Here is a 22,102-nt window from a genome sequence, read left to right as displayed (position 1 = left end):
CTACGGATTCACCTGGAACTGCAGACTTGATCATCAATATGTCGGATGCAATCGGGACGTGGGGGACTCAGTACAGCCGCTATATTGACGCGGCATTCTCTGATTTCTGAAGCTTTCCCAACGCGAAAGGGCCGGTGTTGCCGGCCCTTTCGCTGGGTTAGTTCACTTACTTGCCAATCGCAGTCTGTGCAGCCTTGACGATGTTCTCCGGAGTGAAACCGAAGTGCGCAAGCACTTCCGGTCCCGGTGCCGAACCACCGAAGTGGTCCAGGCCAACTACCGAACCGTCACGCCCAACGTACTTCCACCAGCCCATGGTCGCGCCGGCTTCCACAGCAACCTTCGCCACACCATGCGGGAAGATGCTGTTCTTGTACGCCTCATCCTGCTCTTCGAAGACAGCAAAGCTGGGCATGGAAATAACGCGCGCCTTGATACCGGCCTTCTCGAGCTCCGGCAGAGTCTTCAAGACCAGCGAAACCTCAGAACCGGTAGCGACGATGATCACGTCCGCATTCTCCTGTTCGATCAGGACATAAGCGCCCTTCCGAGGTCCGCTCATCACGGGATACTTCTCCGCATCCAGAACAGGCAGATCCTGGCGCGAAAGCGCCATGAACGAAGCGCTCTTGCGCTCCACCATCAACTGGTAGCAGACCGCAGTCTCGTTCGCATCCGCAGGGCGGAAGTCGGTAAGCTGCGGAATCGCGCGCAGGCTCATCAGGTGCTCGACCGGCTGGTGCGTCGGACCGTCTGCGCCCAGGCCGATCGAATCATGCGTGAAGACGAACAGCGAGTGCGTGCTCATCAGCGCAGCCATACGCATCGCGTTACGCGCGTAGTCGCTGAACACGAAGAACGTCGAGCCGAACGGGATAAAGCCGCCGTGCGCAGCCATGCCGTTAACCGCAGCGCACATGCCGAACTCACGTACGCCGAAGAAGATGTTCTTACCCTTCGGGTCGACGTGGAACGACTGCGAATCCTTGAAGATCGTCTTCGTCGAAGAGGTCAGATCGGCTGCGCCGCCCATCATCTCCGGCAGTGTCTTGCCCAGTGCCTGCAGAACAACCTCGCCTGCAGTACGCGTGGCGATCGCCTTCTCTGTCGAGAAGGGCTTGATCTCCTTCGCGTAGTCAGCCGGCAGCTCCTGCTTGATGATGCGGTCGAAGGTCTTCGCCAGCTCGGGATGAGCTGCTTCGTACTTCTTGAACAGCTCGGTCCAGGCATCATGCGTCTGCTTGCCGGTCGTCTTCGCCTGCGCCCAGTTGTCCAACGCGGCCTGCGGCTCTGCAAAGTCGACATCCGGATCGAAGCCGTAAAATTCCTTCGTCTTGCGGGTCGCTTCCTTGCCCAGCGCCTCGCCATGCACGTGCTTCGTGCCGGCCTTCGGCGAACCGTAGCCGATGATCGTGCGCACGCGGATCAGCGACGGCTTGCCCGTCTCCAGCTTCGCAATGTTGATCGCCTGCTGCAGCTTGTTCAGGTCGTTGCCGTCGTCGACATACTGCACGTGCCAGTTGTAGGCATTGAAGCGCTCGTCGACGTTCTCCGTGTAGCTCAGCTCCGTGGGGCCGTCCAGCGAGATCAGGTTGTCGTCGTAGAACACGATCAGCTTGCCCAGGCCAAGCGTTCCGGCCAGCGAGCAGGACTCGTGCGAGATGCCTTCCATCAGACAGCCATCACCCACAATGCAGTACGTGTGGTGGTTGACGATCTCCATATCCGGCTGGTTGTAGATCGCTGCCAGGTGCTTCTCCGCGATCGCCATACCAACAGACATCGCCAGGCCCTGGCCCAGCGGTCCGGTCGTCACTTCAACGCCGGCCGTAAAGCCGTATTCCGGATGTCCCGGCGCCTTGGAGTGCCACTGGCGGAAGTTCTTCAGATCCTCAAGCGACAGGTCGTATCCCGACAGGTGCAGAGCACCATACTGCAGCATGGAAGCGTGCCCGTTCGACAGCACGAAACGGTCACGATCGGTCCAGGTCGGGTCGCTCGGATCGTGCTTCATGTTCTTTACGAACAGCAGATAGGCGAGCGGCGACAGCGCAATGGGCGCGCCCGGATGGCCGTTTGCGGCCTTCTCAATGGCGTCGACGGCGAGGAGACGGAGGGTGTCTATGGACAGCTTGTCGAGATCGGTCATTCATTCCTCTACGGTAGATAGGCGCTTGGCGCCGTATGCACGCTGCGGGGCGTGCGCCCTCACACATCAAAAGTTGCCACACTACGGTTACGGTTCTATGACCCGTCCTGTGTGCCGCTAGTGTACTAGCCCGAACTGTCAATCGCCTACGAAACGACCAAGGTTTTGGGCCGGTGGTCAGACCTCTGCAAGCCGAACCTGGAAGTTTTTCCCAAGCCAGCGATCTTCCGTGGGCCACTGGAGTGTCAGTTCCAGTGTGCCGGTAGCTCCCGCCGGGATCGGCAATTCCACTGCAAATCCCGGGTATCCGATCAGCCGGGCATCCGTGTGGTGCGTCGTCACCCAGTTGTCGACCGTCCACACCACGCGGAAGCGAGCCTGATCCAGAATCTGCATCCGCTTGCCGGCTGGCAGCACGGTCAGCGGACGGTTGACCTGGAAGAACTCGACCTCGCTCTTAAAGGTGCGATCCTCGCGACGAACGCCATAACGCTCTTCGACAACACTGATGCGGTCGAAGACACGCCCATCGACAGCCGAGCGCAGCAGCTTGATGTATTCGGCATGCGCCCACACCAGGGGCTGTGCCGAACCTGCGCTGCGGCCAAAGTACAGGCCCTGCTCTGGCATATCGGCGTAATCCCACACCTGCTCCGGCAGCATGCCGCCGAAGGAACTGAAGCGCTCGATCGCCTTCACATACTGTGCATAGTCGCCGCCCGCAGCCAGCTCATAATGCGCGCGCTCGCCCGTCAGGATGGGCCATGCGCGCCCTTGTCCGTAGTGGACAAACGGCTCGCCGTCCTTCTGCTGACCGTAGCCGTCGTGGTTGTACCGCCGCCAGCAGGCGCCATAGGGCGTATCGATCTTCAGAATGTGGTCGACGACCTTCAGCGAATCGATGATCAGCGGGTCGTCCGCACGGCGCACGCCATAGCGGACAAGTTCCAGGAAGCCGCCATCGATGATCTCGTTCGCGGCGAAGTTGTACCGTTCTCCCGGCTGGCGGTTCGCAATGTTGTAGCGTCCGTCGCCAAGATCCGGGTTGTAGAACGACTCACCCGCAACCGGCGGCTGAATGCGAACGTAGTGCCGCTTGATCTCCGGATGCAGGACGCCGTTGTTCGTGGTGGTCCACTCGTCCAGGTGATCTTCGATCCAGTCGGCGTAGCTCTCCAGGAAGTTCGCAAGCTCCGGCGAGTGGTGCGCGCGCGCCACGTCCGCAGCGCAAACCAGCGCGCTGATCACGGTCGCGAGCGTCGAAGGCGAATAGCCCGAGGCTTCTTCCCAACGCTCCTGCTGCGTAATGGGTGCGTAGTGAACCAGGAACGCCGCGGCGTGTTCGATAAACGGGAACACATCGAAATTGCCGAGACCGTCCTGCTTCCAAAGCCGCCACGCCAGCATGATCGGAAAAGCCACTTCGTCGAGCTGAATGCCCGTCCAGTAGGGTGTTCCGTCAATCCAGAAATTCTGAGCAAACGACCCATCCGGCCGCTGCGTACAAGCCAGGTAGACCAGCGCGCGCCGAGCCGTGTCGACACGTCCGCAGGCCAGCAATGCCGTCGCAGACTGGATCATGTCGCGCGTCCAAACCAGGTGGTAGCCGCCCAGGTCGTCATCGCCCTTCGCGTTACCCCACGGGATCGACGCAGACGCGATAAAGGCGCCGGAATACGTCTTGTCCTCGTGCGCAAGAATCGTGTTGTGGCTGATGCGCATCAGCCGGCCGCCATCATGCGATGCCGCAGCCAGACGCTCCGGCGATGCCGCGCGATGCCACTGCTCCACAAACCGCTTCATGTGCAGTTCAAACGGCACCGACAACGACTGCATCATGCCCGCGAGCGCCGCGTGATAGCCGTCGCCAAAGGCGATCGCCAGCGTGAACTCGCGATTGCGCGCAACATCGATCTCGCCCATTACGGCGATATTGCCATCCAGAGCCTGGCCAAACTCCCAGTCCATGCGCATGTTGCTCGCAAGATCCTGAAAGCCGTCCGACGACCCCACATAACCGCAGGAACTCCGCGTGAAACCACAATCCACGCCCATGGCAAGCGACGTATTCTCTTTCCACGCCAGGATGCAGCGGCTTCCGGCCACTTCGATCGAACGCGCAGAATTACCCGCGCCACCGCCATTCAGGTGCGGCGCCAGCAGCGCATAGCACTTCAGACGCGACAGAACCGACTCTTCCCCCTCGATCTTGACGTGCATCAGCACGACAGGATGATGCGGATCGCAGACGAACTCCTTGGTCACCGTATACCGGCCACCCAGATCGCTCGCAACCACCCGCACTGCCAGCGCGTCGGCGTCGATGTAGTGGAAATCGAACTCGAAGTCACGTTTCTCCTCATGGACGAACGTCTCGCCATCCGTGAAGATCAGTTCCATGTCGCGCGTCTGCGGACGGTCGATGGTGGGGTAATAAATCTCGTTGAGCGTGCCGTGCGAGATGGTGTACCAGACGCGACTGGAAGCGGCGTATGCGGTACAGACTGCGTCTTTTTTGCTCGACGTCCAACGGGCCTCAAGCCCGGGAGCGCCGAATGCTGGGCCCTGATCGTTCAGCCACCGGTAGGCGGCGGTCAATGCATTCATGCTCGCTCCATTACACACCGTAGGATGCGCAACGAACGGCGTGCATCGCAGATTTTCACGCAGTCGAGGTGCGACACCCACCAGAAAGGCGCAGAATGGGTTGGCATGCGCCTGCGTCGCGGTGGCGCATCCGATGCCATCCCGCGCGCATCCAACCACGGCGATGCGGTGCTGTGAATCCGCGAAACGTTATCAACGATTTTTGAACCCTGCAGAGGAGACAAGACCGTGCCTTTTGAACTTCCCGCACTGCCCTACGCATATGACGGCCTCGAGCCGCACATCGACGAAGCAACGATGAAGCTTCACCACGACAAGCACCACGCGACTTACGTCACGAACCTGAACGGCGCTGTCGAAAAGCACACGGAGCTTGGCGCAAAGACCGCAGAAGAGCTCATCAAGAACCTGGACGCCGTGCCTGAGGACGTTCGTACCGTCGTTCGCAACAACGGCGGCGGTCACGTCAACCACACCATGTTCTGGGAGATCATGAAGCCGGGCGGCGGCGGCGAGCCCACGGGCTCCCTCGGCGAGCAGATCAAGGCCGACTTCGGTGATTTCGAAACCTTCAAGAAGACCTTCAACGAGACCACAGCCAAGCAGTTCGGCTCTGGCTGGGGCTGGCTCATCCTCAAGGGCGGCAAGCTGACCATCGTCACCACACCCAACCAGGACAACCCGCTCTCCACCGGCAGCTACCCCATCCTCGGCAACGACGTATGGGAGCATGCCTACTACCTGAAGTACCAGAACAAGCGTCCCGAGTACCTCGCCAACTGGTGGAACACGGTCAACTGGGAAGAAGTGAACAAGCGCTTCGAGAAGGCAAAGAGCTACTAAGCTCTCCACTCCTCAACATTGCAAAAGGCCGCGAGCAATCGCGGCCTTTCTGCATTCGTTCGCCATCACGTAGAGACTTCACTCCAGGCCGATGCAAAATGGGACATGTCTTTCCTCAGCGAAGAACAGCAGTCCTATCTGCGAAACCCGTTCTACAGCGCGCTCACCACGCGACAGAGCCACTTCGGCGAACGCATCAAGAACGTCCTTCGCTATCGGCCGCAGGTCCTGCCCTTCGCCTCAGTCGAGCACCAAGGCGAGTATGTGGACGCCGAGACACTTCGCCGAGACACCGATGCAGATTTCTGCGGCGTCCTGCCCTCCATCGCACCAGACACACCCGATGTTCTCTATGCCAGTTGCCTTCAGATGGCCTGGCGGCCACGCTCCCACTTCGCCATCCCAACCGCGACAGAGGGCGAATGCGAGCTGGGATCGGCAGATGCATCCGCCATGGTGGAACTGACGCAAGTCGCCTTCCCCGGCTACTTTCGTGCGGAGACCTGCCAGCTCGGCCGCTACATCGGCATCCGTGTCGACGGCCTGCTCGTGGCAATGGCAGGTCATCGCACACGCATGCCGGGCCTGCGCGAGATCAGCGGTGTCTGCACTCGCCCCGGCTACACAGGACGCGGCTACGCACAGCACCTGATCCAACGTTTGCTGATGGATCAGCCGGATGAACTCCCCTACCTGCACGTCATCAGCACAAACACTCGCGCCGTTCAGATCTACGAAAGACTCGGCTTCGTAACGACCGCCGAGGTGCCCTTCCTGAAGATTTCGCAGCGACCCTAAAGCGTCGCAAAGACCTCGCGAGCAGCCGCGACCGTCGCCTCAATCTCCGCATCACCATGCACCGCCGAAACGAACGCCGCCTCATACTGCGACGGTGGCAGCCACACACCGCGCTCCAGCATGCCGCGGTGGAACTGCCCAAATCGCTGCGTGTCGCTCTTCGCAGCATCCTCGAAGTTGTGTACCGGCCCACTCTGGAAGAACCACGTAAACATCGACCCCACACCGGCCATACAAAGCGGAATGCCCGCCTTCTTGGCCTCGTCCATCACACCATGTGCAATCCGGCTCGTAACCTCCGCAAGCGCGTCATAGAAGTCATCGCCACCATCGAGCAGCGCTTGCAACGTGGTGATACCGGCAGCCATGGCCAGCGGGTTACCGCTGAGCGTTCCCGCCTGATAGACAGGGCCAAGCGGCGCCAGCAGGTTCATAATCTCGGCGCGGCCACCGAAGGCGCCCACCGGCAGACCGCCGCCGATGATCTTGCCCAGCGTCGTCAAATCAGGCTTGATGCCGTAGAGTGCCTGCGCTCCGCCAAGCGACACGCGGAAACCCGTCATCACCTCGTCGAAGATCAGCAGCGTGCCTTCCTGCGTGCAGATCTCGCGCAGGGCTTCCAGGAAACCCGGCTGCGGCAGAATCGTGCCCGCGTTCCCCACCACCGGCTCCAGGATGATGCAGGCGATCTCGCCGTGATGCTTCGCGAAGACCTTCTTCACTTCCCCAATGTCGTTGTAGCGAATCGCCGTCGTGAACTGCGTCGTCTCCATCGGAATGCCCGCAGAACCGGGAATGCCGAGCGTGGCAACGCCGCTGCCGGCCTTCACCAGCAACGCGTCTGAGTGGCCGTGATAACAGCCCTCAAACTTCAGAATGCGATTCCGGCCCGTGAACGCCCGCGCAACACGAATGGCGCTCATCACAGCCTCAGTGCCGCTTGAGACGAAACGCAGTCTCTCGATCGAGGGCACCGCCTGCATCACCAGCGCCGCCAGGTCGGCCTCAGCGGCCGTCGACGCGCCAAAGCTTGTGCCCTTTGCCGCTGCAGCCTGCACAGCCGACACAACAGAAGGCGCGGCATGGCCCAGGATCATCGGCCCCCACGAGCCGAAATAATCGATATACCGATTACCGTCCGCGTCGAACAGGTAGGCACCCTCGGCACGCTCCACGAACGGCGGATCGCCGCCAACCGAGCGGAAGGCGCGAACCGGGGAATCAACGCCGCCGGGGATGAGTGACTCGGCGCGCTGCTGCAGCAAACGGGAGCGATCTAGCGAAAAAGGCATACCGAATCAGTATAGGTTTCACAGAATTCTCCCGCTTGTGTGCCGTCGCGGTCTCCCTGTGAGAATGCCCCCTGTTATCCTCAAGGCCAAGCGGATATCAGCGTGCGCGGGCTCTCAAGAACTAGTCGCGTCCATTCGCAACACGTAGCATCTGTGCCTCATCCGACGTAATCCATATCGATCTCTGGCTCGCGCCCACTGCTAAGGAATCAATCGTGAACGCACGCTCCACTGAGTCTGCACCGAAGACGAAGCCCGCCACCTACGCCGATGCTGGCGTCGACATCACCGAAGGCGACCGCACAAAACAGCGCATCAAGATGCTGGCGCGGAAGACCTTCAACAAGCAGGTCCTCAGCGAAATCGGCGGCTTCGGCGGCCTCTTCGCTCTCGACGTTGCCAAGTATCCAGACCCGGTGCTCGTCTCGAGCGCCGACGGTGTGGGCACCAAGCTGAAGGTCGCCTTCGAGCTCGGCATCCACCACACCGTGGGATGCGACCTCGTAAACCACTGCGTGAATGACATCGCGGTGCAGGGCGCGACGCCACTCTTCTTTCTCGACTACCTCGCCACGGGCAAGCTCGAAGGCGGCGTCATGGAGAAGGTCGTCGAAGGTCTCAGCGAGGCCTGCAAAAGCGCCGGCTGCGCTCTCATCGGCGGCGAGACGGCGCAGATGCCGGGCTTCTACAAGGACGGCGAGTACGATCTGGCCGGCACCATCGTCGGCGTCGTCAATCGCGACAAGATCATCACCGGCGAGAAAATTCAGGCGGGCGATGTGCTCTTCGGCCTGCCGTCGAACGGCCTGCACACCAACGGCTATTCACTCGCGCGCAAGCTGCTCTTCGAAGTAGCAAAGTACGGCCCGGACCAGTACGTTAACGAACTCAAAGACAAGACCGGCGCAGCCCTCATGCGGCAGCACCGCAGCTACCTCAGCATCGTCAAGAAGCTCACGGCAGCCAACCTGGTCAGCGGCATGGCGCACATCACAGGCGGCGGCATTACGGAAAATCTGCCACGCATTCTGCCCAAGGGCCTCTGCGCGCAGGTGGAACTCAACGCATGGGAGCCACCACCGCTCTTCCAGCATCTGCAGGCATTGGGACAGGTCGAGCAGGATGAGATGATGCGAACCTTCAACATGGGTATCGGCATGATCGTCGTGGTGCCGGCCGAGATGGCGAAGAAAGCCAAGGCCATCCTGAACCGCGCAAACGAGCGCCACTGCGTCATAGGTCGCATCGCCCGCGGCGAGCGGCGCGTCAACTACGTATGACGGACGCACGCACGCAGCGCCTGGGAGTGTTGCTCAGCGGTCGCGGATCGAACTTCCTGAATATTGCGGACGCCATCGCAGCGAACCGCCTGACAGGGTGCGAGATCGCCTGCGTCATCTCCAACATCGCAGATGCCCCGGGCCTGCACGCTGCCCGTGACCTCGGTCTGAAAACCGAGGCTATCGTCAGTAAGGGCGTTCCGCGCGCCGAGCACGACGCAAAGATGGTCGCAGCGCTGCATCAGCATGGCGTGGATCTCGTCATCCTCGCCGGCTACATGCGGGTGCTCTCACCGGAGTTCATCCGCGCCTTCCCCGATCGCATCCTGAACATCCACCCATCCCTGTTGCCTTCATTCCCCGGGCTGCACGCGCAACAGCAGGCATTGGAATACGGCGCCACCATCGCCGGCTGCACCGTGCACTTTGTCGACGAGGCAGTGGATCACGGCGTCATCGTGCTGCAACGCGCGATCCCAGTGCTGGACGCCGACACAGCCGAAACGCTGGCAAAACGCATCCTGGCGGAAGAACACATCGCTTACCCTGAGGCAATCCAGCGCGTATTGAGTGGACGGTATACGGTCGAGGGCCGCCGCTACATCGCACGCTGAATGAACCCCTGGGGTTGGCCGTTCTTGAATGGCCGTGGTTGAATATCCTCTGGAGATCTCGGTTGCATCCTCTCGGCCCCCCTGTCGGAAGCGAAGACGATACCGTCCGTCAGCAGATGGCGCAGTTCTTTGAACTGACTTCCGACGGCATCCAGTTCCTGAACCGCGACTTTGTCATCACTTTCATGAACGCCCGGGCACTCGCAATCCTGTCGCCCAGCGGCGAGGTCGTTGGCAAAAATATCTGGGAGAGCTTTCCGGAGGCCACACGGTCCGATCTGCCCTACTACGAGAGTTACACGCGCACCATGAACGAGCGTGTCGCGACTGAGTTTGAAGCGTTCTACCCGGAACCGCTCAATATCTGGTTCCACATCGAGGCCTACCCCTCCGACGACGGCATCATCGTCTTCTTTCGTGACATCACGGAAGACAAGCGAAAGCACGAGGAGTTTCGAAAGAAGAGCGAAGAAGCCGAACGTCAGCGCGCCGAAATCGAGGCCGTCTACCGGACAGCCCCCATCGGCCTTGCACTCTTCGACTTGGACGACTATCACTATCTGCGGCTGAACAACCGCCAGGCCGCATTTTTCGGCCTGAAGCCAGAAGAGGTCGTCGGTCGCACGCTCACCGAGATGGCGCCCATCCCGGGCTTGCGCGAACTCTTCGATAAGGTCGCCGCAGGCGAGCCGATTGTGAACTTTCCGCTGGAGGGCGCGCTCGTCAACGATCCCGACGAGCACCGCTACTGGACCGTCTCCTACTTCCCTGTCTATGGCGCCGACGGTACCGTCACCGGCATCACCGCTGCCTCCCTCGAGATCACAAACCAGAAGAAGGCCGAACTCGCTCTCATCGAAAGTGACAAGCTGGCAGTGGTCGGACGTCTGGCCGCATCTATCGCACACGAGATCAATAATCCGCTCGAGTCGGTCACCAACCTGCTCTACCTCGCAAAGACAAGCCAGGCGCTCGACGATGCTCAGGGCTTCCTGGACACGGCCGAGCGCGAACTGATGCGCGTAGCCGCCATCACAAGTCAGACACTGCGCTTCCACAAACAATCCACCAGCCCGCAGGCCATCACAGCGGAACAGTTGATCGCAAGCGTTCTCTCGATCTACCAGGGCCGCATCGTCAACTCGGGTGTGGAGATTAACCTTCGCCACCGCGACGCGCGCGCCGTGCGCTGCTTCGAAGGCGAGGTGCGACAGGTGATCAGCAATCTTGTCGGCAATAGCCTCGATGCGATGGCAACCGGCGGCGGCCGCATGTTGCTACGAAGCCGCGAAGGCGTGAACTGGACTACAGGCGAACGCGGCGCGGTAATCACCGTCGCGGACACCGGCAGCGGCATGTCGCCAGAGGTGCTGGCGAAGGTCTTCCGCGCCTTCTACACGACCAAGGGCATCACCGGAACCGGCCTCGGCCTGTGGATCAGTAAAGAGATTATCGACCGCCACCGCGGAACGCTGAAAGTAAGAAGCCGCGAGGGGCTGGGCACCGTCTTCAGCATCTTCCTGCCCTACGAAGCAGTCACGCGCTAGACGAAATCGGGTGCCCCACTCTTTCGCAGCTCCATCGCGAAAGGGTGGGTTTTCGCACGAAGTGCGACAGCCCTTCACCTACTCAGGCGCAGAGGCGGTTCGCACCTCGCGAAGAACCGCAGCGATACCAGAACCAAGGCTTAGATCTGCTGTTCACTACCAGCTTCACCCAACGTGACCATCACGTCCTGGCGACGCCGTCCACGGAAGACCGTAACCTTCACTTGGTCGCCCGTCTTGTGCGCGTTCATCACATTGTTGATGTCCTGCTCGCTGGTGATCTCCTGGCCGTCGACGGCCACGATAAAGTCTCCACCAAGCATCACGGGTGTGTTCCCCAGCGCCGCGCGCTGCGTTCCACCCTTCAGACCAGCCTTCTCCGCCGCGCCACCGGGTAGCACCCGCTGAATCAGTACGCCGTAATCCGACGGCAAACCAATCTGGTCTGCCAGGTCAGGCCCGATCTCAAGCGTCATGATTGCAAGCGTGGGCCGACGCACATGGCCATACTTTGAGAAGTCATCCAGCACGGCTCGCGCCGTCGCGATCGGGATCGCGAAGCCGATGCCTGCGCTCTGGTCCGCGCCATTGTTCGAAGCGATCATCGTGTTGATGCCGATCACCTGCCCGCGCGAGTTCATCAACGGTCCGCCCGAATTACCGGGATTGATCGCCGCATCCGTCTGGATGGCGTTGTCGATAGCCGAACCGGTCGGCCCGCGCACGCTACGGATAGCGGAAATGATGCCGCGCGTCATCGTGCCCGACAGTCCGAAGGGATTGCCGATAGCGAAGACCTTCTGGCCCACCTGCAGCGCGCCATGCGCCTCGGCCAGTTCCACCGGCTGCAGGTTGGGCGCGTTGATTTGTAGCAGCGCCAGGTCATGCATCTTGTCGACGCCGATCACCTGCGCCTTGTACTTGTGCTTGTCGAACAACTGCACCTCAACGCGCTGGGCGTTGTCGATAACGTGATTGTTCGTCAGGATGTGACCCTGCTTATCGATGATGAAGCCTGATCCCTGGCCCTGCTGCGGAACCGCACCGTAAAAGAAGTCGAAGGCAACCGCGGTCGACGTGATGTTGACCACGCTCGGTGTGACTCGCTTGTAGACGGCGATGTTGTTCTGCTCTTCCGCGTCATAGGCGGGCTGCGCATTTGCCACGTTCAGGTCGAATGTGCCCAGCGGCCCTTTACTGCTGACCAGCGTCGTCCCGCTCGACACAGACGGAGCGTAGCGCTCGACCAGCGCAGCAACTGAACCCGCTGTCCACAGATGCTGTGTCAGGAAGTAAAAACCGGCAACCAGAAGTACAACAAGCAGAACCCTACGCAACTTCATCCGCGGCGCCTCCAGGCGCGCCCTCAAATCCTGCGACTTCAGCAGGAACAGTCCTGTGAACGCAGCAAGATCAGTTTAGCCGCTGCCGCTCTACATCGCCTCTGCGTTACGGTCGGCTGCTTCCTGCCGAAGCAAAGCATAGAGCCTCGTCGCTTCATCCTGTAGATGCTGCAGTGAACCATCGTTGACCAGGACGAAATCCGCCAGCGCCGCCTTCCGCTCGTCCGGCCACTGCGCAGCCGCACGCCGGTCGAAATCTGCCGACGCCACCTCATGCGGCACAGACCCGGCCAGGCGCGCAATGTAGCGCTGTCGGCGAACCTCCAGCGGAGCCGTAACGACGACGATGCGATCAAAACGAGTGCGCCACGGAGCGCCATCACCCTCCGCAACCGGGCCACGGCCGTTAAACCGCGTCTCGAAGATCAGCGCGGACTCCACAATCGCAACCGCCGCCGAGTCGTTTTCTCCAACCCGATCCGCCCAGGCATCCTGCGCGGCGATTACCAAGGGATGGACCATCGCATTAATCTCATCGACGCGTCCCTCGTCAAAAGCGATGCGTGCCAGGGCGGCACGGTTGAGCGAACCGTCGCCTGAAACGACCGACGGCCCGAAATGCCTCTGAATCGATTCAAAAGCGGCCTCACCGGGCTCCATAAGCGCCCTTCCGACCTCATCCGACTGCGAAATCTGCGCGCCCAGATCGCGGAAAATGGCAGCAGCGGCCGACTTCCCGCTGCCCACCCCTCCCGTCAAACCAACGCGCAGCATAAAGCTATTTCAGCCCGCGGCGCAGCTTCGCAGCCTTCACAGTGTTGTGCATCAGCATGGCAATCGTCAGCGCGCCAACACCGCCAGGGACAGGGGTATACGCACTGCTGACCGCAAAAGCCGCCGGATCAATATCACCGATAACCACCGAACCACGCTTCGCAAACGTCTCATGCCGCTTGGCATCATTCGGGAAGAAACGTTCCACATCAGCGGCATCCGTCAGGCGATTGATACCCACATCAACCAGGACCGCACCCGGCTTGACCATATCCGCAGTAATGAAACCCGCCTTGCCGATGGCAACAACCAGAATGTCCGCACGGCGCGTGTGTTCCGCCAGATTGCGCGTACGACCATGGCAAACGGTCAGCGTCGCATTCGCCTGCAACAGCATGGCAGCAACAGGCTTACCCACGATGTCGCTGCGGCCCACGACAACCGCCTCGGCGCCTGCCGTAGGAATGCCGCTGCGCTTCAGAATCTCAAGAACGCCGGTCGGAGTGCATGGCGTCAGGGTGTCCTGGCCGATCTGCAATTTACCCACGTTGACAGGGTGGAATCCGTCCACATCCTTGTCGGGGTCCACGGCTTCCAACACCCGCTTCGTATCAACCTGCTTCGGCAAAGGAAGCTGCACCAGAATGCCGTCGACGTCGTCGCGGCTGTTCAGGTCGGCGACGATTGTCAGCAGGTCTTCCGTGGTGAGTGAAGCATCCGGGCGCAATTCGATGCTGCGAATCCCCAGCTCCTCGCACGCCTTGACCTTGCTGCGAACGTAGATGGCCGATGCAGGGTCTTCCCCAATGAGCACGACCGCAAGCCCCGGCGTGAATCCGAGTGCCGCTACCTGCTGCTTCAACTCTGCCCTGATCTCTGCCGCGGTTGCGGCACCGTCGAGTACGCGTGGTTCTGTCATATCTCTTTGAGGATACAAGGCGCCCATTCGCTACAGTTCGTCCATCGCACGAACAATTGTTGCTGTAAACGTGTATTGGCGCGGTTATCGCGCAGACACCAGCAACCCATCTCGCAGGGTCACGTCTAAACCAACAACTTAGCGGGGTGCGAAGCGAATGGAATCAATGCCGATCGACGGAAAGTTTACCGCAGAGGACGTCGCGAGCCTGCGGGGTGAGTTGGCGAGTTCTGGACTGGATAGCTGGCAGGCGGCAGAGCTGGTCAGCAGCTTCTTGGCCGCAAGGGGCTACGGCATATCAAGCGACGGAGCGCGCAGTGTGATCACGCGCATCGACGCCACACACTGCACCTTGGAATGTATGCAGCAGGAGCTGGAAACGCTCGCACTCGTCATGTAGAGCAGCATCCCTGCTCCGCCGAAAGAGGCATCGATCCATTCCGTTATTAACGAAGGGCCGCTACGCATGTAGCGGCCCTTCGCTTTACGCCCGAAACACCTTCGCAATCGAGAGGTTCTACTCGTACTTAAGCGTCTCGACAGGATCCAGCGAGGCTGCTCGATTTGCCGGCAGCGTGCCAAAGATGACGCCGACCAGCACACTCGTGAAAAGCGCAACCACCGCCGAAAGCCACGACATGGGGATGTGTACCGGCGTCAGCAGATTAACGCTGATCGGCACTGCGAGTCCCAGCAGCGTGCCGACGACACCGCCGCACAACGACAGGAACACAGCCTCTGTCAGGAATTGCAGGCGGATTTCACGTTTGGTCGCGCCAAGCGCCTTGCGGATACCGATTTCACGGATGCGCGCCGATACATTGGCGAGCATGCTGTTCATAATGCCTACACCCGAAACCACCAGCGTGATGAATGCCGCCGCGGTGAGCACGTACGTCAGGGAGTCGGCGACCTTTGCCATCGTGTCCAGGATGGCGACCATCGTAAAGGCGGTGTAGTTGCTAGTTTTACGATGGCGCGAGCGGATCAGCTCAAGGATGCGAGCACCGCCGCGCGGAACGTCCGCCGGATCTTTCATGGTGAAGAAGATCTCTTTCACCGTGTCTGTACCGGTAAAGTAGCGCGCAACGGTATAGGGCAGCAGCATCGTCGTTTCGCTGATCTCGGACTGTCCGAAGGTATCGACCCGCTGCTTGAAGACACCGATGATAGTGACCGGAACGCCGCTCATGCTCAGGACCTTGCCCACCGCGGCCTGGCTCGACCCGTAAATCTCCTTGGCAAGCGGCTCGACCATAACGCCGACTTTGTCATGCATCACGGAATCCTGATCGTCGAAGAATCTGCCTGCGAGAACGCCAAGGTTGCGAACATCTTTGTAGCGAGGCGAGACGCCCAGCAGCATGACGTCCTTCACCTTGCCGTCGCCGACGCTGACCGGCGTATGGATCTCCAGCATGGGAGAGCTCTGCGCAATGCCCGGGATCTGGGCCAGCACTGCCGCTTCGTCCTCGCGAGTCATGTAGTCGGGGGTCGAGGCACCGTCCGGGCCGATGGTGGCGCCGCCGTTGTACTGCATCTCCACCATGTTGGGGCCGATGCTCGAAAGCGTATCCAAGGCGTATTGGCGGCCGGTAAGGCCGACCGTCACCACGAGAACGATGGAAGCAGAGCCGATAATCATGCCGAGCATTGTCAGCAGGAAGCGAATCTTGCTGGCGCGAAAGCTGTCGAGCGCCAGCCGAAGCGTCTCGCTGAACATCAGCGAGGTCTTGGCGGATCGCAGTGTGCCTTCGAACGTGCTCTGGCGGTTGTCGGTTACGGCCATCTCTTCATGCTACCCGAGAGATAAGACGCGGCGGAATGGTTGCCGATGCAGATGTCTTATGTGTGATTTCGCCCCGATGCCGGTGGCCCGTAGATTTTTCGCTATCGAAGACGGTCTCGGCCTTCAACGGGAGCGAAAGTTGGGTCGATTGTCCGATCCTCTTCCATTCGTTTGGATCTTCCCCTGGCTCCACACGAAGTCTTCGTGGTTGGGTGGCTGAGAGACGGTGCGACCCCACACTGCTGCTGATGGCTGTGTAGGAGCCGCGCGGACTTGGCATCCTGTCCGCTGTGATCTTTTTTGTGGTTTCCTGCAGCAAGCGCCGCGTACCTCAAGGTCTGGGAGACCTTTCCCTTTGAGGCCGCGGGGCAATCGCTTGAGAGCGTCTCAATGCCGAAGCAGAGTCAGTGATCCCGTCAAAATGCCCGTCATGCCGGCGTGTAACGATTGAGAAGCATCCGAGCTTCGAAGATCGAACCGCAGAGCGCCGCTGTAGGTTACTCCTCTAACATGAAAGAGGAGCCCGTTATAGGTTTACTGAAGGCAGGCGGCGATGGAAGCCGCAGTGCACCCCTGGTGAAGGGAGCACATGTAACAGTCGCCGACGCAGACACCAGGGAGATGCATGACGGCAGTGAAGAAGACCGCTTTGATTATTGGGGCCGGCCCCGCCGGATTGACGGCAGCGCTGGAGTTCTGCAGGCGCTCGTCGATTCGCCCCATTGTCTTTGAGGCGAGTGAGCGCGTAGGCGGCATCTCCTGCACAATTCGCTACAACGGCAATCGCATCGACATTGGCGGCCACCGCTTCTTCTCCAAGTCCGATCGCGTGATGGACTGGTGGACGTCGATCATGCCGATCCAGCAGCAGGGCGACTCCCACGTTGCTGCAATCTCGTATCACAATCAACAGCGCGTGGTTCACACGGATCCCCACCTGGCACCCGACGTGGACGATGATCCAGACGCGGTGATGCTCATCCGGCCGCGTAAGAGCCGGATCTATTTTCTGCGGTCGTTCTTCGACTACCCGCTGACACTTTCAGTCGGAACGCTGCGCCGTCTGGGTCTACTGCGAACTATCCAGATTGGATTCAGCTATCTCAAGGCTCGACTATTCCCGCGGCGCCCAGAGAAGACGCTGGAAGACTTCCTAACGAACCGCTTTGGCCGGACGCTCTACCTGACTTTTTTCAAGAGCTATACGGAGAAGGTCTGGGGTGTCCCATGCGAGCAGATTGATGCGTCGTGGGGTGCACAGCGCATCAAGGGACTGTCTCTGCGCAAGGTCGTTTCTCACTTCTTTGCCAAGGTCTTTCGTGTGAGGAAAACAGACCCGACCGACATCAAGCAGAAGGATTCGGAGACGTCGCTGATTGAGCAGTTTCTGTATCCGAAGTATGGTCCGGGCCAGCTCTGGGAGCGTGTGGCGAAGATGGTCTGCCGCGAGGGTGGCGAGGTCCGCATGGGATGGCGCATCGTCGGGCTGAATGTTGCGCGCGGAGCGGATGGGATTGACCGCATCACTTCTGTAGAGGCGACGAATCCCGGTGGCGAAACGGTGACAGTGGACGGGGACTTCTGCTTCTCGACCATGCCGGTTCGTGACTTGCTCAAGAATCTGCATACCCAGATTCCTGCGGAGATATCGGCGATCGCGAATGGGCTGGTCTATCGCGACTTCATCACGGTCGGCTTGCTGGTCGATCGACTGTTACTAAAAGAGAAGGATGGATCGCCGCTCAAGGACACCTGGATTTATATCCAGGAGCCAGATGTACTAGTGGGCAGGCTGCAGATCTTCAATAACTGGAGTCCTCACCTGGTGGCGGACCCTTCCAAGATATGGATTGGGCTCGAGTATTTCTGCTATGAGACGGATCCTCTATGGAAGATGCCGGATGCGGAACTTGCAGCGTTCGCGATCGCAGAGGTCGGGAAGATCGGTATCCTGCGTGGCGATGAAGTACGCGACTCGTGTGTCTTCCGTGTGCCGAAGACTTACCCCGCCTACTTTGGCACTTACGACCGCTTCGATGAGATTGTGCGTTACGTCGACCAGTTTGAAAATCTGTATCTGCTGGGCCGGAACGGCATGCATAAGTACAACAACCAGGATCACTCGATGCTGACGGCGATGACCGCAGTCGATAACATCCTGGCGGGGAAGACCACCAAAGACAATCTGTGGTCCATCAATACCGAGCAGGATTACCACGAACACAAGGATGGCGAAGCTGAGCCGGGTGGCGTGAACGAGCCTGCGCCTGACGAAGGCGTTGCGGCATGACCTCCTCTGCCGCTGAGGAGAGACCGGGAGTGGATGCGTCCGCGTCCACTCTTCCGGGCGAGATTAGCCTGACACGCGCCATCCGGTCGCACCCGTGGCGTGCATTCCTGGCGCTTACGGTGCTCTACGTTGTCGCGGTCACCTGCCTCTCATCCCTGAAGCTGTTGTGGCTGGATGAGCTCTTCACTCTGCACGTGGCTCGCCTTGGTAGCGTCGCGGCGATCTGGCATGCACTCGCGATGGGAGCCGACCCCAATCCGCCGGTCATCCATGTTCTTGTCCACTTCTGCCGGCTGCTCTTCGGCGAGCGTGAGTTCGCACTGAGGCTTCCGGCGATGGTTGGCTATTGGATCGGGTTAGTCTCGCTCTTCACTTACCTGCGTCGTCGCGTTCCTGCGGAGTGGGCGTTGGGCGGCACCGTGCTTTCCATGACGATGGCCGCCTTCGATTACAGCTTCGAAAGCCGTTCCTATGGCATCTTTTACGGCCTTGCGATGCTGGCGTTTCTGAGCTGGTCTGAAACGACGGAAACAAGGCATTCGCGCAGATCTCGTTATGTCTGGCTGTTGGTCATGATCGCAGCACTTGGCCTGGGTATTTCCACGAATTATTTCGCGGTGCTGGCATTTCTGCCCATCACAGCCGGTGAAGTCGCCCGTACTGTGCGACTTATCTTGAAGTCGCGCCACGACACCTATAGGAACACTGAACCGAACTTTCTCCGCCTGATTGATTGGCGTATCTGGCTTGGGCTTGCGCTTGCGATCAGTCCGCTGCTTGTGTTTCTTCCGTTGATCAATCGGGATATTGCGCAGTTCGCACCCCACGCGTGGAACAAGGTATCGATCGACCAGGTCTTTGATTCCTACACCGAGATGGTCGAGACCATCCTGTATCCGCTGCTTGCGTTGTTCGCAGTTGCTGCAATCAAGCTGCTTCTCTTCTCACCGAAAATGAATGGCTATGCAGAAACTGCCGCTAACGACGACGCGCCGCGCGTTCTACCGGTGCATGAGTTGGTCGGTATTGTCTTCTTGATGCTTTATCCGTTTCTTGGCTACTTAGTGGCCTCCGTACGAGGCGGCATGCTGTCTCCTCGCTTTGTCATTCCCGTCTGCTTTGGCTTTGCAGTCAGCGGAGCACTTACCGCCTATCGACTATCCGGCCGCAGCCGCATCGCGGGTCCGGTCTTTCTCTGTTTTGTTCTGGCCTGGTTTGTCAGCCGAGAGTCGGTTGTAGGCTACGACTACTCCGAGCAGAAGCAATGCTTCCACAAAGTGGTGGATCGCCTGCCGCTTGCCTTTGCGGGCCTGCCGGCAGATGCACCGCTCGCAATTCCCGATCCGCTGATGGCACTCACTTTTCAGCATTACGCGCCGCCTGTATATGCTTCGCGCGCTGTCTTTCCAGTTGATTTTCAGGCCATTCGCAAGTTCCGCAGGGATGACTCGCCCGAGCAGAACCTCTGGGCCGCTCGTTCCCTATACACGCTGCGCATCGTACCTATGGCGACGTTTCAGAAAACAGTTGGAAAGTATGTTGTTCTTGCGAGCGACGGAAACTGGCTGCTGAAGGATCTTGATCGCCACCACTACGCCGAGCATCGCTTGCCCATCAACACACGCGCAGGAGCTATCGGTGGTTTCACTCCGCTGAGCCACGGTCTGCCTGTTTTTTACGTGGCCGATGGGGTCGCGGTGCAGACAGGCCCGCTTTCGCCAGAGTTGCTGCCCATTCCATTCCGTTTGCAGGACAACTTACCGGAGTCCCCTGACCTCCAGTAACATGCGAAGTCTCGCATCTGTTCGACGACGCATAGAACGCCAAGGTCTGCCAGCGGGAGCACGCCTACCGATCTCCCCTCTTGATACGCAACCGAGGGCTTCCTCAGGCATCCAAGGCCTTGAAGAGACAGATAGTTCATAGCCATTTACTGACTGGTTTGTAACCCAAACCCGGTAAACCGAGTGTCGGATTGAATCCGTGAGGAGTTTCGCAATGCATAAGTTTGGTATCTGGGCGCCCAAGGCGCAGAAGATGTCCCTGTCCTGGCGGGGCCAGGTGTTACCGATGAATGGCCCAAGCCATCGTGGCTGGTGGACGCTTGAAGTGGAGGAGGCAGGATGTGGCGACCGGTACGCCTTCCTGCTCGATGACGACCCGACGCCTTACCCGGATCCGCGCAGCGTTCGGCAGCCGGACGGCGTGCACGGAGCCTCCGAACTATATCGTCACGACAACTTCACATGGCACGATCAGCTCTGGCGCGGATCGCCAAAGACCGGCGCCATCATCTATGAACTGCATATCGGCACGTTCAGCGCTGAAGGTACGTTCGATGGTGCGATCCCCAAACTGCAATATCTCGCCGAGCTTGGCGTGACGCACGTCGAAGTGATGCCGGTGGCCGCATGGGCCGGCAAGCAGGGCTGGGGATATGACAGCGTCTCACTCTTCGCGACGCATGAGCACTACGGCGGCCCGGATGGTTTCAAGCGCTTCGTCGATGCATGCCATGCCACAGGTCTAAGCGTGATCCTTGACGTGGTCTACAACCACTTCGGACCGGTCGGCAACTACACCGGCAAGTTCGGACCGTATCTGAACCACAACCGCAAGACACCCTGGGGCGACGCCGTAAACCTGGACCAGGAAGGCAGCGACGAGGTCCGCCGTTTCTTCGTCGACAACGCCATCATGTGGCTTAAGGACTATCACTGCGATGGTCTGCGCTTCGACGCAGTACATGCCTTCATCGACTTGTCCGCCGTGCACTTCATGGAGCAACTCTCAACGGAAGTGGAGCGCCTGGGCGCCACGGTCGGGAAAGAGTTCTACCTGATCGCCGAGAGCGACCTGAACGACCCCCGTGTCATCCGTCCGCGTGAGGCGAATGGGTACGGCATGGATGCGCAATGGAGCGACGATTTCCATCACTCCCTGTTCGCTGTTCTCTACTCGCCGAAAGAGGGCGAGACGGGCTACTACGGCGACTTTGGAACGCTCGCCGATCTGCATAAGTCCCTGCAGCATGCCTATGTCTACGACGGTCAGTATTCCGGCTATCGAAAGCGCCGGCACGGTCGCCCTGCTGACGGTCTGTCAGCGCATCACTTCATCCACTTCGATCAGAATCACGACCAGGTTGGCAATCGCGGATGGGGTGAACGGCTGGAGCACCTGATCGAAACGGACACTGCAAAACTGTCCATTGGCCTGGTACTGTTAGCGCCCTACACCCCAATGCTCTTCATGGGGGAAGAGTGGGCGTGCTCCACACCGTTCCTGTACTTCGCAGATCACGAAGATGAGGAGATGCGTCGACTGGTAGCCGCAGGCCGTAAGAGCGAGTTTGCTGCCTTCGGCTTTGACGGTGACGTGCCGGATCCGGAACAGGAGAAAACTTACACCGACTCAAAGCTGAAGTGGGACGAGCAAAAGGATGAAAAGCATGCTGACTTCCTGGCGTGGACCAAGGCACTCATCAAGCTGCGGCGCAGCCGTGTTTGCTTTAACGATGGCGATATGCACCATCTCCACGTGTCTTCCGATGAAGAGGCAAGAACGCTTGTTATGGAGCGCGATGAGGCGCGTGTCGTCGTGAACTTCGGGGATCAACCATTCAGCTTTGCCCTACTGGAAGGCGAAACGCTGGAGCTGGTATCGCGAAGCGGCGTGGATGTGCGTGACGGCTACCTGAACGTTCCTCCGATGACGCTTGCTGTCTTCCTGTCGACGTCGGAACAGGCAGAAGACCGGAAGGTTGAAGCTCGCTCCAGGTCATAGTTGCCACCCCTGCGGTCCGTTGTGGAACAGTATCGCTACTGTTCTGCGGCGGGCCGCAATGGACTTCAGAA

The 22,102-nt window shown here is 59.8% G+C and carries 16 protein-coding genes; 9 read left to right on the top strand and 7 right to left on the bottom strand.

Annotated features, from left to right (window positions below):
- Positions 1-166: 166 nt before the first annotated feature.
- Together tkt and TERRO_RS04865 are read right to left on the bottom strand one after the other, a co-directional pair.
- Complete coding sequence (gene tkt, locus TERRO_RS04870; RefSeq protein ID WP_014784885.1) at positions 167-2,149, bottom strand: transketolase; 1,983 nt, start codon at positions 2,147-2,149, stop codon at positions 167-169.
- 177 nt (positions 2,150-2,326) lie between these two features.
- Positions 2,327-4,756 (bottom strand): glycoside hydrolase family 15 protein, encoded by a 2,430-nt coding sequence (locus TERRO_RS04865; protein ID WP_014784884.1) that lies wholly within the window; start codon positions 4,754-4,756, stop codon positions 2,327-2,329.
- 228 nt (positions 4,757-4,984) lie between these two features.
- On the opposite strand from TERRO_RS04865, the gene TERRO_RS04860 reads away from it, so the two are divergent.
- Positions 4,985-5,599 (top strand): superoxide dismutase, encoded by a 615-nt coding sequence (locus TERRO_RS04860; protein ID WP_014784883.1) that lies wholly within the window; start codon positions 4,985-4,987, stop codon positions 5,597-5,599.
- Positions 5,600-5,704: 105 nt separating this feature from the next.
- Complete coding sequence (locus TERRO_RS21845) at positions 5,705-6,397, top strand: GNAT family N-acetyltransferase (RefSeq protein ID WP_014784882.1); 693 nt, start codon at positions 5,705-5,707, stop codon at positions 6,395-6,397.
- Here the strand turns inward: TERRO_RS21845 and hemL are convergent.
- A complete protein-coding gene (gene hemL, locus TERRO_RS04850; protein ID WP_014784881.1) occupies positions 6,394-7,689 on the bottom strand; it encodes a glutamate-1-semialdehyde 2,1-aminomutase in 1,296 nt (431 codons plus the stop codon). The two genes, TERRO_RS21845 and hemL, sit on opposite strands and share 4 nt — an antisense overlap.
- A 215-nt stretch (positions 7,690-7,904) precedes the next feature.
- Here hemL and purM point away from each other — a divergent pair, with 215 nt between their 5' ends.
- The 3 genes from purM (at position 7,905) to TERRO_RS04835 (ending at position 11,130) form a co-directional block, all read left to right on the top strand.
- A complete protein-coding gene (gene purM / locus TERRO_RS04845) occupies positions 7,905-8,969 on the top strand; it encodes a phosphoribosylformylglycinamidine cyclo-ligase (protein ID WP_014784880.1) in 1,065 nt (354 codons plus the stop codon).
- A complete protein-coding gene (purN, locus tag TERRO_RS04840) occupies positions 8,966-9,583 on the top strand; it encodes a phosphoribosylglycinamide formyltransferase (protein ID WP_014784879.1) in 618 nt (205 codons plus the stop codon). Before purM ends, purN begins: the two co-directional genes overlap by 4 nt.
- A 62-nt stretch (positions 9,584-9,645) precedes the next feature.
- Complete coding sequence (locus TERRO_RS04835; protein ID WP_014784878.1) at positions 9,646-11,130, top strand: PAS domain-containing protein; 1,485 nt, start codon at positions 9,646-9,648, stop codon at positions 11,128-11,130.
- A 140-nt stretch (positions 11,131-11,270) separates the two neighbouring features.
- Here the strand turns inward: TERRO_RS04835 and TERRO_RS04830 are convergent, their stop codons facing one another.
- The 3 genes from TERRO_RS04830 to TERRO_RS04820 all read right to left on the bottom strand — a co-directional run bounded on the left by TERRO_RS04830 (position 11,271) and on the right by TERRO_RS04820 (position 14,166).
- Complete coding sequence (locus TERRO_RS04830; RefSeq protein ID WP_014784877.1) at positions 11,271-12,473, bottom strand: S1C family serine protease; 1,203 nt, start codon at positions 12,471-12,473, stop codon at positions 11,271-11,273.
- A gap of 90 nt (positions 12,474-12,563) precedes the next feature.
- The gene (gene coaE / locus TERRO_RS04825; protein WP_014784876.1) at positions 12,564-13,247 is read right to left on the bottom strand and encodes a dephospho-CoA kinase; all 684 of its coding nucleotides are present in this window, start codon (positions 13,245-13,247) and stop codon (positions 12,564-12,566) included.
- 4 nt (positions 13,248-13,251) lie between these two features.
- On the bottom strand, positions 13,252-14,166 hold the full coding sequence (locus TERRO_RS04820) for a bifunctional 5,10-methylenetetrahydrofolate dehydrogenase/5,10-methenyltetrahydrofolate cyclohydrolase (protein ID WP_014784875.1): 915 nt from the start codon (positions 14,164-14,166) through the stop codon (positions 13,252-13,254).
- 166 nt (positions 14,167-14,332) lie between these two features.
- Here TERRO_RS04820 and TERRO_RS04815 point away from each other — a divergent pair, with 166 nt between their 5' ends.
- Positions 14,333-14,566, top strand: a complete 234-nt coding sequence (locus TERRO_RS04815) for a hypothetical protein (RefSeq protein WP_245536216.1) — start codon at positions 14,333-14,335, stop codon at positions 14,564-14,566.
- A 117-nt stretch (positions 14,567-14,683) separates the two neighbouring features.
- Here the strand turns inward: TERRO_RS04815 and TERRO_RS04810 are convergent, their stop codons facing one another.
- A complete protein-coding gene (locus TERRO_RS04810) occupies positions 14,684-15,955 on the bottom strand; it encodes an ABC transporter permease (RefSeq protein WP_014784873.1) in 1,272 nt (423 codons plus the stop codon).
- A 625-nt stretch (positions 15,956-16,580) separates the two neighbouring features.
- Here TERRO_RS04810 and TERRO_RS04805 point away from each other — a divergent pair.
- The 3 genes from TERRO_RS04805 to treZ all read left to right on the top strand — a co-directional run bounded on the left by TERRO_RS04805 (position 16,581) and on the right by treZ (position 22,031).
- Positions 16,581-18,245 (top strand): NAD(P)/FAD-dependent oxidoreductase, encoded by a 1,665-nt coding sequence (locus tag TERRO_RS04805; protein WP_014784872.1) that lies wholly within the window; start codon positions 16,581-16,583, stop codon positions 18,243-18,245.
- Complete coding sequence (locus tag TERRO_RS04800; RefSeq protein ID WP_081490588.1) at positions 18,242-20,029, top strand: glycosyltransferase family 39 protein; 1,788 nt, start codon at positions 18,242-18,244, stop codon at positions 20,027-20,029. Before TERRO_RS04805 ends, TERRO_RS04800 begins: the two co-directional genes overlap by 4 nt.
- A gap of 214 nt (positions 20,030-20,243) precedes the next feature.
- The gene (gene treZ, locus TERRO_RS04795; protein ID WP_014784870.1) at positions 20,244-22,031 is read left to right on the top strand and encodes a malto-oligosyltrehalose trehalohydrolase; all 1,788 of its coding nucleotides are present in this window, start codon (positions 20,244-20,246) and stop codon (positions 22,029-22,031) included.
- The last annotated feature ends 71 nt before the right edge of the window (positions 22,032-22,102 follow it).

It is taken from the genome of Terriglobus roseus DSM 18391 (genome assembly GCF_000265425.1).
Lineage (GTDB): Bacteria > Acidobacteriota > Terriglobia > Terriglobales > Acidobacteriaceae > Terriglobus > Terriglobus roseus.
Note: the sequence above shows the minus strand (reverse complement) of the source record. Positions and strands in the feature narration are given on the sequence as shown.

Bases quoted from the DNA above. Each gene is read 5' to 3' on its own strand.
- TERRO_RS04865 (WP_014784884.1), bottom strand. From the start codon at position 4,756: ATGAATGCATTGACCGCCGCCTACCGGTGGCTGAACGATCAGGGCCCA.
- purN (WP_014784879.1), top strand. From the start codon at position 8,966: ATGACGGACGCACGCACGCAGCGCCTGGGAGTGTTGCTCAGCGGTCGC.
- TERRO_RS04830 (WP_014784877.1), bottom strand. From the start codon at position 12,473: ATGAAGTTGCGTAGGGTTCTGCTTGTTGTACTTCTGGTTGCCGGTTTT.
- TERRO_RS04805 (WP_014784872.1), top strand. From the start codon at position 16,581: ATGACGGCAGTGAAGAAGACCGCTTTGATTATTGGGGCCGGCCCCGCC.
- TERRO_RS04820 (WP_014784875.1), bottom strand. From the start codon at position 14,166: ATGACAGAACCACGCGTACTCGACGGTGCCGCAACCGCGGCAGAGATC.
- hemL (WP_014784881.1), bottom strand. From the start codon at position 7,689: ATGCCTTTTTCGCTAGATCGCTCCCGTTTGCTGCAGCAGCGCGCCGAG.
- TERRO_RS04815 (WP_245536216.1), top strand. From the start codon at position 14,333: ATGCCGATCGACGGAAAGTTTACCGCAGAGGACGTCGCGAGCCTGCGG.
- TERRO_RS21845 (WP_014784882.1), top strand. From the start codon at position 5,705: ATGTCTTTCCTCAGCGAAGAACAGCAGTCCTATCTGCGAAACCCGTTC.
- treZ (WP_014784870.1), top strand. From the start codon at position 20,244: ATGCATAAGTTTGGTATCTGGGCGCCCAAGGCGCAGAAGATGTCCCTG.
- tkt (WP_014784885.1), bottom strand. From the start codon at position 2,149: ATGACCGATCTCGACAAGCTGTCCATAGACACCCTCCGTCTCCTCGCC.
- TERRO_RS04810 (WP_014784873.1), bottom strand. From the start codon at position 15,955: ATGGCCGTAACCGACAACCGCCAGAGCACGTTCGAAGGCACACTGCGA.
- coaE (WP_014784876.1), bottom strand. From the start codon at position 13,247: ATGCTGCGCGTTGGTTTGACGGGAGGGGTGGGCAGCGGGAAGTCGGCC.
- TERRO_RS04800 (WP_081490588.1), top strand. From the start codon at position 18,242: ATGACCTCCTCTGCCGCTGAGGAGAGACCGGGAGTGGATGCGTCCGCG.